The following is a 13240-nucleotide window of genomic DNA, read 5'->3' as shown; positions in this document are numbered from 1 at the left end:
AGTCGACGTGTGACGCCGTCGACGGTACGCTCGCCGGCCGCGGCATCAGCCGCTTCCGAGACGGTCGTGGCGTCGGTACAGGTAGTACGACAGCGCCGGGACGGAGACGAGCAACAGCGGCGCGAAGACGGCACCGCCGAGGTGAGTGACGCCGGCGAACACCCACGCGACACTCGGCGACCACTCTTCCCCGTCCCCGAGTGCCCGTACGTCCGCGAGCAGGCACCCGAGGACGACGAGCGCCAGGAAGATACCGCTCCAAAACGAGGCGACGGCGAGGACGAACGACGCGATGCCAGCCGCGACGTTCGGCTCTCCGCTGGACGAGGAGACGGCGACGAACGTCCGGGATCCGAAGCGCGCGAGGAGGGTCGTCACGGCGACGGCGGGGAAGGGGGCGACGCCGTACCACCACGAACTCGGCACGGGGTTACGGGCGGTGAGCGTCGGCCACGCCGCCGTGTCCACGGAGTTCGGCCAACCAGCCACCGAAGCGGCCGGCGAGTGCGCCGAAGACGGCCACCACGATCAGAACGAGGACGCCGACGGCCAGTGTCATCGCGACGCCGATCAGCCGGAACCACGGTGGGTTCGGGATCGTCGGGACTGCCCAAAGCAGTTCGTTCAGCGCCCAGAGCGCCGGGAACCCACCGATGAGTGCGGCACGAAGTCCAGTCGCGGTGCTGTTGCCGCGTCGTCGCTTGATCAGATAGCCGGCGAGTACGCTCCCGACGACGACCGCTCCGAGCGTGATTCTCTCGGGGGAGCGCCACGCTTCGAGCGCGGTAAATGGGAGCGCGAGTAACCCCCCGACGAGGGCGTACTTCCACGTCTCGGACGATCGGGGGGACCAATTCGAACCATATCAGACCCTCCGTCGCTCCCCCTAAAAACTCCGCCACAGTGTTGCTCGTCCCAATACAGCCACGCCCGAACGCGGATCATCCCGGCAGGTGGGATATCGAGAGAGGAGAGATCCTTCTCGGGCGGGGTGGTCGCGTCGAGGCCGCACACCGGCTGGTCAGGTCACCGCGTCGTAGAGCCGAATCGTGACGATACTGCCGTCGGGATCGTTCTCCCGGAACCGAAGGTCGCCTCCCAACTGGGTGATCGCCCAGTTGACGAACCAGAGCCCGATACCCTGGCCGTGTTTGAGTTGTGTCTCCGTTCCGGTCGCGAGGATCTCCCGTTCCCGTTCGGGGAGCCCAGGTCCATCGTCCGCGACGGATAGTTCGACCGTCCCGTCCGACACCTCCCGAAGCCGGATTTCGACGTGTGGCGAATCCGCGGCCGTGTGTGCGAGGGAGTTCTCGACCAGTTCGGAGAGCACTTCTCGAATCACGGTCGGATGAGAAAAGATCGACACTTCCTCCGGGCAGACAAGCGAGATATCGGCCGACTCGCCGTCGGTTCGAAACCGCTCGACGACGGTGCTCGCCACCTCGGTCAGATCGATCGGCTCCGGGGGATCGGTGCTCTCGGTCATGACCTCCTCCGCGTCCCTGACTTTTTTACTCAGTTCGAGGAGGTCGGACGTACCCTCCCGAATCCCGGCCCGAAGTTCCTCGTCGTCGATCCGATCGGCGTACGCGAGTACGACGTCCAGACCGTTCCGAACGTTGTGACGGAGGATGCGGTTGAGAACTGTGAGTCGCTGTTCCCTGGTTCGTCGGTCGGTAACGTCCCGGAAGAGGACGGTCCTGGCGACGGGGTCGTCCGTATCGTCAGCCGCGGCTTCGTCGACTGCGGAGACGCTGAACTGGAACTGTCGGCGTCCCTTCGACGTCCGAAGCGCGACCGTTCCCGTCGCTCCCGTCGGCAGGTCCGTTCCTTCGAGACCGTCGATGACCGACCGGATCGGTTCGCCGATCAGCGCCTTCCCGGACGTATCGAACAGTTCGGCCGTTGCCTCGTTGACGTCGAGGACGTGGTCGTCCCAGTCGAGGACGACGAGCGCCTCCTGTAGCGTTTCGACCACGCGCGTTCGGGCGACGTAATCGGCCTTCGGGAAGCCAGTCATCACTGGATACCGTCGCACGGCAGTTGCCAGCAGTCCCCCCGATACGAGCAACCCGATCGTCGTACTGCCGACGAGAGAGGTATCGTTGCCGACGAGGCTCACGAGGTACGGGGCAGCGACGCCCGTCGTCAGAACGATCACCTGTGTGTTCGAGACGCGGGCATGGCTTCCGCCGAGATCGACCAGAAGATACGTCGCGTACAGGAACAGCGCGAACAGATACAGGAGTTCCCAGCCGATCAACGGCGCGATGGCGCGTTCGACGGCGGTGTCCGAGGTACCGACCGCGATGACGATAGCGCCGAGGACCACCGGAAGCACGATACCGGCCAGTAGAACGATTCGTTTCCACGTCAGCCCGGTTCCACGGCCGGTATAACTGAGTGTGTACACCGTCCAGACGCCAGGAACCGCCAGTGCGGTGCCGAACTGGGCCAGATCGAAGATCGACGAGAGCAGACTCACGGCCGAGACGCCGGGCAGCGCCGACCCGAGTGAGAAGACCGCCCACAGCGTCAGGGTAGCGAGCAGCGCGATGAACGGGGTCGCACTGGGCTGTTCCCGAGACTGGTAGGCCGTCCAGGTCGTCCACCCCAGCCCCGTGGCTGCGAGCGCGTTGAGGGCCAGTTCGCTCAGCGTCGCTACGGGGACCATTACGCACTACCTCGGACCACTCTCGGGAGTTCGTGTCGATTGCACATGGTAGTGGCTCCTTGCACGCGGATTCGAACGTGGGGATCGGTTCGACCCCCGAGGCTGGAGGGCCGATACACGGGGAGGCACGGTCGATGGGGGCGTGTTCGGGGAGGTGAGTTGATCGCCCGCCAGGGGAGCGAGCGGGCACGAGAACGGTTCGTCCCACGGATAATAGAAGGGGACCCACCGTCTCGCCACCAGCAACTAGTCCCTCGAAAGGACTTCCTCGAGACGCTATCGACGTCGTCGGCCCCCGGCCACAATCACGAAGTGGGGGATGGGGCGGATGTAGCGCGCGGGGATTCGTCATCCGTACGAGTCGGGCAGCCGCGATAGTCGCGCTCGAGCAGTGAACTGAACGATCACTCGGCGACGTCGACCGTCGCCTCGAGTCCGCCGTCGAGAGAGACGGACAGCGACGTGGCGACGGCCTCGAACCGTTCCTTGTGGTGGCCGTCGTCACAGATCATCATCTCGGTACGGACGAGCCCCGCGTCACGAAGTTCGTTGAGTCGGCGATACGCCGTCGCTCGCGAGACGTCCGCTGTTTCGGCGACGGCACGGCCGCTTCGTGGCTGATCCGTGATCGCTCCGAACACACGACGCGTGTATTCGTCGCCGAAGAGATCGAACAGTTCGGTCGCCGAGAGATCGTCGTTCGCCGTTCGGCCGGTGGAGCGCTTCGACCTCGGAGTCGAGTGGGCGGACATACTCATGGAGAGTACCCCGTTCCTACTGGATGGGAATGCTAGGTATGCAGACTATACGACGCCTGTGACTCTAGGAATGCAGATGACTGCGCTCGGCAAAGATCAGTAGTTATGTGGGTTCAGTGTCGATACCAAGGCGACCACCCTCAACAGATGTCCGGAACCGATAGCGCGGACGTTCGTACGCTCGTCGTCGACGACGAGCAGGAAGTGGCGGACGCGTATGCACTGCGGCTACGAAGCTACTGTGACGTCGAGACGGCCTACAGCGGCGAGACGGCGCTTTCGATCGTCGACGAGTCGCCGATCGATGTCGTCCTTCTGGACCGGCACATGCCGGGCATGTCGGGTGACGACGTGTTGTCCGAACTCGTCGAACGGGGATACGACGGGCGAGTCGTCATGGTGACCGCCGTCGATCCCGGCCTCGACGTTCTCGGAATGCCGTTCGACGATTATCTGTGCAAGCCGGTCGAACGCGAGGACATTCGCGCAGTCATCGATCAGCAGCGACGGATCCTCGCGTACGAACTGCTCGGGGAGTACTTCAGCGCCGAGGCCAAACGAGCGGTGCTCGAAGCCGAACTGGGCTCCGAGAAACGCCGCGAACACGAGGAATATACGGCCGTGGCCGAGCGAGCGGAACGACTCGAACGCCGGGCGAGACGACTGCTGACCGACGACGACGTTCTCGATCGGTTCGACGCGGTCGACCGCGAGGAGATATGACTCCGGACGGTTGTGCGACTGGAGAGGCGATGAACGATCGTCCCCGTCGAAACTCGGCGAGTCCGACGTCGCCGTGGACGAACGCCCGTGACATTCGGGATCCGACTCCTCCGCGACGGTATCGTTACCCCTCGGGTTGTCGCGTCAGATCACCGAAATACGCATCCAGAAGTTTTCGCTGTCCGGCGCGTAGATGGTACAGGAGCGTCGATCCGGTAATATCGAGCGAGGAGGCGACTTCTTCGGCCGTGCTTCCCCGCGGGGACTCGAAATAGTCGGCGAGGTACGCGGTTCGAAGCACCGTCTCCTGTCGCTTCGTCAGTCGGTCGCCCAATTCGTCACGGAACTCACGCGTAGTCGTCGCCGCCCGTTCACGTTCCTCCTTCGCGACGAACTCCGCGTCGTACTCGCGACTGATCGTCTCTACGATACGCCGGACGTCACCGTCCGGGGGTAGTTCGACGACCAGCCGTCCGGTCCCCCTCTCGAAGGCCGCCTGTCGTACGGTGCCTCCGAGCGAGGATATCGCGAGCAAGGGTGTCCCGCCACGGACGGTGAGTTCGACGGAGCCACCCGAATCGGACTCGCTGACGACCCGGGCGTCCTCGACGGCCTCGATCCCGGCGGCCGTGTGGCCGATTCGATCCACGTCGTCGCCGTCAATCGAGACGAAACAGAGCAACGCATCGTCACTCTGTGGCACAGTCCCTTCCAGTTTCACCGTCGAGTCGAGCGCCCGACTCAGCCTCGCCAGTACCGAACCACCGCCGAGTTCGAAGGTGACCTCCGCGACGCTATCCGAGAGCAGGAGATTCCGATTCCGGACCGCAGTGATCGCGAATCCTGCGACCTCGCCCAGCGTCTCGAAACTGGCCCGCTCCCGTTCGGAGAACGTCTCGGTGCCGTCCGCGTAGACGCCGACTACCCCGTGGACGTTCGACCCGTAGACGAGCGGAATGGCCAATGTCGATTGGATACCGTCCGCGAATCCCGCCGTCCGCACCGACTCGGGGACTGCAGAGCTGGCGGTGAGTGGCTGTACGGTCCGCAGTCGGCCGCTCTCGACTGCGCGCTCCTCGGGTGTCGTCACGGTCCCGTCGTCGAGTGCGTCACGGACGGCCCGGAGCGTCTCGCCGGATTCACCCGCGACGGCGCGGACGGCGAGATCGTCGCGTCCGATATCGCGCTCCCCGACCCAGGCAAATTCGCACAGGTCGGTTTCACCGAGCCCTCGACAGATCGTTTCGGCGATCTCCGCACGGGACGTGGCACCGACGAGTGCTGCGAGGACGTCCGAACGCACGTCGTCGATGAGGGCCGTTCGTTTGCGCTCTTGCCGTAGTCGTTCGAGCGACTGTTTCGCACGCCGTCGCTCCGTCACGTCCCGCATATACACCGCCCCCCCCTCGTCAAGAGCGACGACGGAGACGCCGAGCCACCGTTCGAGATCGGGATAATACTCCTCGAACTCCGTCTCGGTGACGCCCTCGCCCTCGAATGCCGTGAACAGTGTATTGTCGACGGACTGCGGGAACACGTCGGCGAGCGAGCCCCCCGTCGGGTCGGTCGTGATGCCGATCAGTGCCCGGCCAGTCTCGTTGCTGTCCGTGACGGTCCCGTCGGCCGAGACGTCGAGAACACCGAGGGGTGACTGCCGAAGCCGGTCATCCATGGCTGATACTACTGTCGTCGTCCGCTCTTATTTTGTTGTCGTCGCGACGCGTTCCGACATCGACTTCAGAACCGCACCTCGAACCGCACGCCACCGCATTCGGCCGTCGTGAGCGTCAGCGTCCAGCCGTGTGCGGCGACGATCCGTTCGACGATCGCGAGGCCGAGCCCAGTCCCTCCGTCCTGGGTGGAGTATCCCGGTTCGAAGACCACCTCACGTCTCTCCGGCGGAATGCCCGGGCCGTCGTCGCTCACGTAGAAGCCGTTCTCTAGCGTGCCGACGGTAACCGTCACCCCACTCTCGGACGCAGCCTCGTCGCCTCGATCGGAGGATCTATCCCCGTCCTCAGTCCCCTGTTCGACGCTGTTCCGAAACAGATTCTCGAACAGTCGCCGAACACGGCCGGGATCGGCGGTGACGGTCGGGAGCACTCCCGTCAAATCGAGCGTCGACCGGTCGGTATCGACCGATCGCCACGCGTCCGTCGCGGCGGCTTCGATCGAGACTCGGTCCGACGGCTCCACGACGACGTCCTCCCGCGTGAGCGTGAGGACGTCGCGGATGATCCGTTCCATCCGATCGTGTGCGTCGGCGACCGACTCGAAGTGTTCCGGGTCGCCCGTCTCACGTGCCGCTTGGAGATGGGCCTTGGCGACGTCAAGCGGATTACGGAGGTCGTGGCTGATCACACTACCGACCTGATCGACGGCGGGCGGTTCTTGGATATCGGGACACTCCCGCAGATCACAAAACACGAGATAGCCGGTATCGGCCTCCGAGGGGACCACTCGTACGAAGAACGGCCCTCGATCGCCGTCTCCATCGAGATAGAGTCCGACGCGATTGCCTCGAACGAGGTGGGTGAGTGGCTCCTCGTCCCCGGTCGTATCGACGACGCCAAATCGTTCGAATATCGCCGAGAGCGGCGTGTCCGGCGGGGCGTCGTCGAAACGGCGCTCGAAGGCCTCGTTCGCCGTCGTTACGTAGGCGTCGCGACCCTCCACGGCGTAGACGAGAACGGGATCCGGAAACTCGTCCACCGGGATCGCCGTACCACGCTCCTCGGTCATCGGTCCTCCGTGGTCCCCCCGTGACCGTGTCGGAAACCCATCGATCCCGGTGGCCGGTGGGGATACCGGCGACCAAAGAGGGTCCGAACGCGACTCATACGCTCCCCTTGGTCCCGGGGTTCGTTTAGTGTTACTTTCTGACTCTGACTCGGAAACACCGTGCCGGCGTTTTCATCCCCCGTGTCTCGGGCCAGCGACGGATCGCCCGGAAAGGCTTCGTCGGCCGTCGACGTTGATCGGGGCGTCTCCATCCGGGACTATCGGAGGGATCCGTCGATCGCGTCCTCGACCTGCCCTTCGAGGGTGCCCGAGGCGACGAGTTCGGTGGCCGCGTCGATGTCGGTGTGGATCGGTCGATCCTCGTCGAGTCTCGGGACGCGCTCGCGCACGCACGCCCGCGCCGCCGCAGTCCCGTCCCCCGGATCGAGATCCGGGTCGACGTACTCGAGGGCCTGCGTCGCACAGACGAGTTCGGAGGCGACGACACGGCGCGTCCGGTCGACCGCCTCGTCAGCGCGAAGCGCACTCTGTGCGCTCATGCTCACGTGGTCCTCCTGGTTGCCGCTCACCGGGACGTTGGTCATCGACGGCCGGCCCTCGGCTTGGTTCGTGCTCACTAGATCCGCGGCCGCGTACTGCGCGATCATGTAGCCGGATCGAAGCCCTGCGTCCTCGGCGAGAAAGGGCGGGAGGTGGTCCTCCTGGACGTTCGGGTTGAGAAGGCGGTCGAGGCGCCGTTCGCTGATCGCCGCGAGTTCCGAGAGCGCGCTCGTAACGTAATCGAGGGGGAGCGCGAGGGGCTCGCCGTGGAAGTTTCCCCCGGAGAGTACCGCCGTGTCGTCGGTACCGCTCGCGTGGCCGTCGACGTTGTCGGCGTCGAAAACCAGCGGGTTGTCGGTCGCGCTGTTCAGTTCGATCGTGACGACCTCTCTGAGGTGGCTGACGGCGTCGCGAACGGCGCCGTGGACCTGGGGTAGACAGCGGATCGAGTACGCGTCCTGTACGCGGTCGCAGTTCCGGTGGGACGCCACGATCTCTGAGTCGGTGGTGATCGAGCGGACGTTGTCGGCGGACTCGCGGTGGCCTCGGTGGGGTCTGACGTCGTTGATCCGGGGATCCGCCGACGCCGTCGTACTGGTCGTCACTTCGGTCGTCATCGCGCCTGCGATGTCCGCCGCCCGAACCGCCCGCTCCGCGTCTAGGACCGTCAGGGCGCCGAGACTGACGGTGAGCTGCGTGCCGTTGATGAGCGCCAACCCCTCCTTCGCCCGGAGTTCGACCGGTTCGAGGCCGGCGCGTTCGAGCGCCGCGTCGCCGTCCAGTCGCTCGCCGTCGACCGTGGCCGTCCCCTCGCCGAGAAGCACGAGCGTCATGTGTGCCAGGGGGGCGAGGTCGCCGCTCGCACCGAGGCTCCCCTTCGACCGGACGACGGGGTGGACGCCCTTGTTGAGCAGCCCGGCGAGCAGGTCGACGACCCGTTCTCGAATACCTGAAAATCCCTTGACGAGCGTGTTGAGCCGCGTCACCAGCATCCCACGGACGACCTCGGTCGGCAGTTCGTCGCCGGCGCCGGCCGCGTGGCTCCGCACGAGGTTTCGCTGAATCGCCTCGATGTCTTCGGCGGCGATCCGTTCGTCGACGAGTTCGCCGAAGCCAGTGTTGACGCCGTAGACCGGATCGCCGGTCTCCAGGATCTCCTCGATCCGTTCGCGGGAGTCGCGCACTCGCTCGCGCACGGACTCCGGGATCGAGACTTCGGCACCCTCGCGGGCCACGGCCTCGACGTCGGCCGGCGTGAGCGACTCGCCGTCGACGGCGACGGCCTCACTCACGGTGGACCACCTCTCCCCCTTTGATCACGGTGTCCGTGGTCCGGACGCCGGGGTTGTACGGGACGTACTCGAAGCGGGGGACGTCGGCGACGAGTAGGTCGCCCGGCGCTCCCTCCCGCAGCGTCCCCCGGCCGTCGGCGAGCGCGAGCGCTTCGGCGGCGTGCCGTGTCGCACCGCGGAGCGCGGCCGCCGGCGTCATCCGCATCCCGTTGCAGGCGAGCGAGACGGCGAACTCCATGCTCTGTGTGTAGCAGTTCGGATTGAAATCGGTTGCGAGCGCAACCGGGGCGCCGGCGTCCTGAAACAGCGTCGGATCGGCGTACGCCGCTCCGAGCGCGAACGCGGTCCCGGGCAGCAACACCGGCGTGACGCCCGCCTCGGCCAGCGCCGCGGCGTCCGCTTCGGTCGCCCGGAGGAGGTGATCGGCGCTCACCGCCCCGAGGTCGCTGGCCAGTCGTACCCCGCCGAGTCTGGCGAACTCCTCGGCGTGGATCTTCGGCGTCACCCCGTGATCGATCCCGGCTTCGAGGACCCGGCGCGACTGCTCGCGCGAGAACGCCCCTTCGTCGCAGAACACGTCACAGAAGACCGCGAGGTCGTCGTCGGCAACCGCCGGCAGTTGTTCGTCGATCACGTAGTCGACGTACGCCGCCTCGTCTTCCCCCTCGGGCACGGCGTGTGCGCCGAGGAACGTCGGAATCACGTCGATCGGGTGGCGGTCGTCGGCCCGGTCGATCGCTTCCAGGAGTTTCAGTTCGGCGTCCGTCGCGAGACCGTAGCCGGATTTCACCTCCGCGGTCGTGGTGCCGTGGGCGAGCATCACGTCGAGGTGGTCGAGGAGGTTCTCCGTGAGCGTCTCGAGCGTCGCGTCGCGAACCGCCCGGACCGTCGCGAGGATACCGCCGCCCTCGGCCTGGATCTCCTGATAGCTCTTCCCGCCGAGCTTCGCGGCGAACTCGTCGACGCGCTCGCCCGCGAAGACGGCGTGTGTGTGTGGATCGACGTACCCCGGCAGGACGGTCTTGCCGCTGGCGTCGACGACCGTCTCGGCCGCGCCGATCGGGTACCGATCGGTCACGTCGGCAGTCGCCCCGACGGCGGCGACGGTCCCATCGGCGACGGCGACGCTTCCGTCCGCGATCGTATCGAGGCCGTCCTCGTCGACTCGGACGACCTGGCGCGCGCCGTGGACGAGCGTGATGTCGGTCATCGACGCGGTCCTCCGGCTCCGTGTCCGGTCCAGATCGTCCCCCGCCCGTGCCTATCGCCCCCGGCGATCGAGACCTGCATCAGTCCTCCCGCATCGGGACGTGGACGTTCGATCGGTCGGCCTCGTCGAGTGCGTCCTCGTAGCCGGCGTCGGCGTGCCGGACGACGCCCATCCCGGGATCGGTCGTGAACACCCGCCGTGCCGTCTCCGCGGCCGCGGCGCTGCCATCGAGGACGACGTGATTGTTGGTGTGGAGCGAGTTTCCGATCCCCACGCCGCCGCCGTCGTGGACGCTGACGATGTCGGCGCCCGCGGCACAGTTCACCAACGCGTTCAGGATCGGCCAGTCGGCGACCGCGTCCGTGCCGTCGCGCATCGCTTCGGTCTCCCGATTCGGCGACGCGACCGACCCCGCATCGAGGTGGTCACGGGTCACGACGATCGGCGCGGAGATCTCGCCCTCTCGGACGAGTTCGTTGATCCGGAGGGCAAACTGCGCACGCTCGGTGAGGCCGTCGTCGTTCGTTTCGTACCCGAGCCAGCAGACCCGGGCTGGCAGCCCCTGGAACCCGACTTGCTCCCGTGCCAGTTCGATCCACCGCCGGAGGCGCTTCTTCTCGGGAAACAGGTTCAGGATCGCCTCGTCGGTCCGGTGGATGTCGGCCTCCGCGCCCGACAGCGCGAGCCACCGGAACGGTCCCCGTCCACGACAGAACATCGGTCGGACGTACGCGGGGACGAACCCCGGGAAGTCGAACGGCTCCCGTTCGTCGCCCGGCGTGCCGGTGAGCGGCCACGGTTCGTCGCCGTCGCGGTAGTCGGCGACCTCCCCACGGATGTTGTTTCCGTACTCGAAGGCGACGGCACCCCGCTCTTGCATCTCGAGGATGCCGTCGACGTGTCGCTCCATCGTCCGCAGGCTCTCCTCGCGATACCGCTCCCTGTCCTCCTCCCGGAGTCGTTCGGCTTCGTCGAGCGTGTAGCCGCTGGGGTAGTATCCCTCGATGGGATCGTGTGCGGAGGTCTGATCGGTTACGACGTCGGGCACGAGGCCGCGGTCGAGCAGTTCCTCGAACAGCTCCGCCGCGTTCAGGTGGACGCCCACGCTGTAGGGCTCCCCGGCCTCCGCGGCCGCCTCGGCCCGCCGGATGGCGTCCGCGACGTCGTCGGCTTTCTCCTGACAGTACCCCGTCTCGATGCGGCGGTCGATCCGCTCGGCGTCGACGTCGGCCGCGATGCACACGCCGCCGTTCATCGTCACGGCGAGGGGCTGTGCGCCACCCATCCCGCCGAGGCCCGCGGTGACGGTGATCGTGCCTTCGAGCGATCCGTCGAACTGCTGGTTGGCACACTCGGCCAGCGTCTCGTACGTCCCCTGGATGATCCCCTGGGTTCCGATGTACGCCCACGACCCGGCGGTCATCTGTCCGTACATCATGAGCCCCTCCGCTTCGAGTTCGTGGAAGTGGTCCCAGTCGTCCCAGTTCCCGACGAGATTCGAGTTGGCGATGAGGACGCGGGGAGCGCGCTCGTGTGTCCGGAACCGTCCCACCGGCTTTCCGCTCTGGACGAGGAGCGTCTCGTCGTCCTCCAGGTCGAGTAGTTCCTCGCAGATGGCGTCGTAGGCGTCCCAGCTCCGGGCCGCCCGACCGGACCCCCCGTACACCACGAGATCCTCCGGGGCCTCGCCCACCTCCGGATCGAGGTTGTTGTTCAGCAACCGGTAGGCGGCCTCCTGGCGCCATCCCTTGGCGTTCAGTTCGGTCCCTTCGGGGGCGCCATCGAGGGCGCGCCACCGTTCGCTCGGCGGTTCGTCGCGTGGATGGTCGAACATCTCTCGATCGAAACGAAGAGCGCTCGTGGTAAAGTATCGAAGCCCCGCATGTGGCGGGTTGTTTATATGGCAACCGGACGATCGGACGCGGTCGAGTTCCCACAAGGAGGTAGTTATAAACACCACCTCCCGGAAGTGTGGGACGACCAGCCCGCGATGTACGAAGCCACATTTCAGATAGATCATACCAGTCCGTACGCGGACGCCACAGACCGGTGTGACGCCCACGTCGAGATGTGGTGCAACCAGTACTGCGATCTCGTCTACGTGAGCGGAACGGACGTCGAGACGCCGGTCGAGACCGTCCGGGACACGATCGGCGTTCAGGACCTCGTCCGCCGTGACGGAGAGGCGATCCTCATCACGGACTCCTGTCTCCTCGACTCGGGCGACGACCTGTTGGAGGGCTATCTCCGTCCGCACCGGTGTCTATCGCTCCCCCCGCTGACGTACGCCGACGGAACGCTCCTGGCCCGCGTCCTCGCACTCGAGGAGGAACGACTCACCGACGTGTATCACGACATCAGCGAGGACCACCACGTGACGGTCAAGGCCAAACGCGAGATCCGCTCGGTGGTTCCCGACGTCCCCATTCTGATGCTGGACTCGGCGCTCCCCTCGCTCTCCGAGGGACAACAACGGGCGCTGGCCCTGGCCGTCGAGTCGGGCTACTACGAGATCCCACGGGAGACGACGACCGGCGAGGTCGCCCAGGCGATGGGCGTCTCGCGGCGGACTTTCGAGGAACATCTCCGGCGTGCGGAGAACAAGATCGTCAAGAACCTGCTCGAGTATTTGATCGCGTAGCGTCGCGTGATCCACCACGCGGCGGCCGCGGCGTGCTCACACCACGCGGACGCTCTCCCCGTCGGGGTCGAGGGCCTCGACGTCGGCGTCGGTGATCGGCACGTCGACCTCGATCTCAACCAGGTAGTCCTCGTTGGCCAATCCCTCGTGTCCGAGGACGGTGTGACACGGATACGGCTCCGTGAACGTCTCCCAGTAGACCGATTTGTAGCCGTCGTAATACCGATCGGCGGGGTCGACGATGTGTGTCGTGACCTTCGCGACGTCGTCGAACGTCTTGCCGATGGCGTCGAGCAAGATCCCGACGTTCTCGTATGCTTTCCGTGCTTGGGTCTCGATGTCGTCGCCGACGACCTCGGCGTCGGCGTTCATCGCGACCTGCCCGGCCATGTAGAACGTTCCCCCGTCGATGATCGCGTGATTGTAGCCGATGTCGCGGGCGTCCTTGAGCCCGGGTGGATTGATCGCGTATCGGGTCACGGCCTCACCTTCGCTCACGGCCTCAAAAATCACCACCCTCCGGATGGTGGGACGACACCCGAGGTCGACCGAAGCGCTCGACGACGCGATCCACCCCGGCTCCCGTGCCGTCGCGGATCGATCAGGGACTGGGCTTCACCAAGGGCAACGTCGTGCGTTCGGCGTGATCGAGTCCGCGCC

11 protein-coding genes and 1 pseudogene are annotated in these 13240 nt (G+C 66.1%); 2 read left to right on the top strand and 10 right to left on the bottom strand.

Annotation, left to right across the window (positions count from 1 at the left end; translation table 11 throughout):
* Positions 1-45: 45 nt before the first annotated feature.
* From NBT82_RS08630 to NBT82_RS08615, 4 genes and pseudogenes are all read right to left on the bottom strand, one after another.
* Positions 46-468 (bottom strand): hypothetical protein, encoded by a 423-nt coding sequence (locus NBT82_RS08630; RefSeq protein ID WP_251331126.1) that lies wholly within the window; start codon positions 466-468, stop codon positions 46-48.
* Positions 431-769, bottom strand: a pseudogene (locus NBT82_RS20175) (DUF5518 domain-containing protein); the annotation flags it as partial. The pseudogene NBT82_RS20175 and the gene NBT82_RS08630, both read right to left, overlap by 38 nt.
* Before the next feature lie 252 nt (positions 770-1021).
* On the bottom strand, positions 1022-2674 hold the full coding sequence (locus NBT82_RS08620; RefSeq protein WP_251331124.1) for an ATP-binding protein: 1653 nt from the start codon (positions 2672-2674) through the stop codon (positions 1022-1024).
* A gap of 404 nt (positions 2675-3078) precedes the next feature.
* Complete coding sequence (locus NBT82_RS08615) at positions 3079-3426, bottom strand: winged helix-turn-helix domain-containing protein (RefSeq protein ID WP_251331267.1); 348 nt, start codon at positions 3424-3426, stop codon at positions 3079-3081.
* A 153-nt stretch (positions 3427-3579) separates the two neighbouring features.
* Between NBT82_RS08615 and NBT82_RS08610 the strand changes: the two genes are divergently transcribed.
* Entirely contained in the window at positions 3580-4155 is a 576-nt protein-coding gene (locus NBT82_RS08610; RefSeq protein ID WP_251331123.1) for a response regulator transcription factor, read from the top strand.
* Positions 4156-4279: 124 nt separating this feature from the next.
* Here the strand turns inward: NBT82_RS08610 and NBT82_RS08605 are convergent, their stop codons facing one another.
* From NBT82_RS08605 to hutU, 5 genes are all read right to left on the bottom strand, one after another.
* Positions 4280-5827, bottom strand: a complete 1548-nt coding sequence (locus NBT82_RS08605; protein ID WP_251331122.1) for a bacterio-opsin activator domain-containing protein — start codon at positions 5825-5827, stop codon at positions 4280-4282.
* A gap of 65 nt (positions 5828-5892) precedes the next feature.
* Positions 5893-6897, bottom strand: coding sequence for a sensor histidine kinase (locus NBT82_RS08600; RefSeq protein ID WP_251331121.1), 1005 nt, complete (start codon positions 6895-6897; stop codon positions 5893-5895).
* Between the two features lie 257 nt (positions 6898-7154).
* Positions 7155-8729, bottom strand: coding sequence for a histidine ammonia-lyase (hutH, locus tag NBT82_RS08595; protein WP_251331120.1), 1575 nt, complete (start codon positions 8727-8729; stop codon positions 7155-7157).
* Positions 8722-9939, bottom strand: coding sequence for an imidazolonepropionase (hutI, locus tag NBT82_RS08590; protein ID WP_251331119.1), 1218 nt, complete (start codon positions 9937-9939; stop codon positions 8722-8724). Before hutI ends, hutH begins: the two co-directional genes overlap by 8 nt.
* 79 nt (positions 9940-10018) lie before the next feature.
* Entirely contained in the window at positions 10019-11773 is a 1755-nt protein-coding gene (gene hutU, locus NBT82_RS08585; RefSeq protein ID WP_251331118.1) for a urocanate hydratase, read from the bottom strand.
* Between the two features lie 156 nt (positions 11774-11929).
* Here hutU and NBT82_RS08580 point away from each other — a divergent pair, with 156 nt between their 5' ends.
* Positions 11930-12580: a helix-turn-helix domain-containing protein gene (locus NBT82_RS08580; RefSeq protein ID WP_251331117.1), complete on the top strand. Its 651-nt coding sequence runs from the start codon at positions 11930-11932 to the stop codon at positions 12578-12580.
* Positions 12581-12616: 36 nt separating this feature from the next.
* Here the strand turns inward: NBT82_RS08580 and NBT82_RS08575 are convergent, their stop codons facing one another.
* Positions 12617-13078, bottom strand: coding sequence for a RidA family protein (locus NBT82_RS08575; RefSeq protein WP_251331116.1), 462 nt, complete (start codon positions 13076-13078; stop codon positions 12617-12619).
* Positions 13079-13240 lie beyond the last annotated feature (162 nt).

Source organism: Haloplanus sp. HW8-1 (assembly GCF_023703795.1).
GTDB classification, from domain to species: domain Archaea; phylum Halobacteriota; class Halobacteria; order Halobacteriales; family Haloferacaceae; genus Haloplanus; species Haloplanus pelagicus.
Note: the sequence above shows the minus strand (reverse complement) of the source record. Positions and strands in the feature narration are given on the sequence as shown.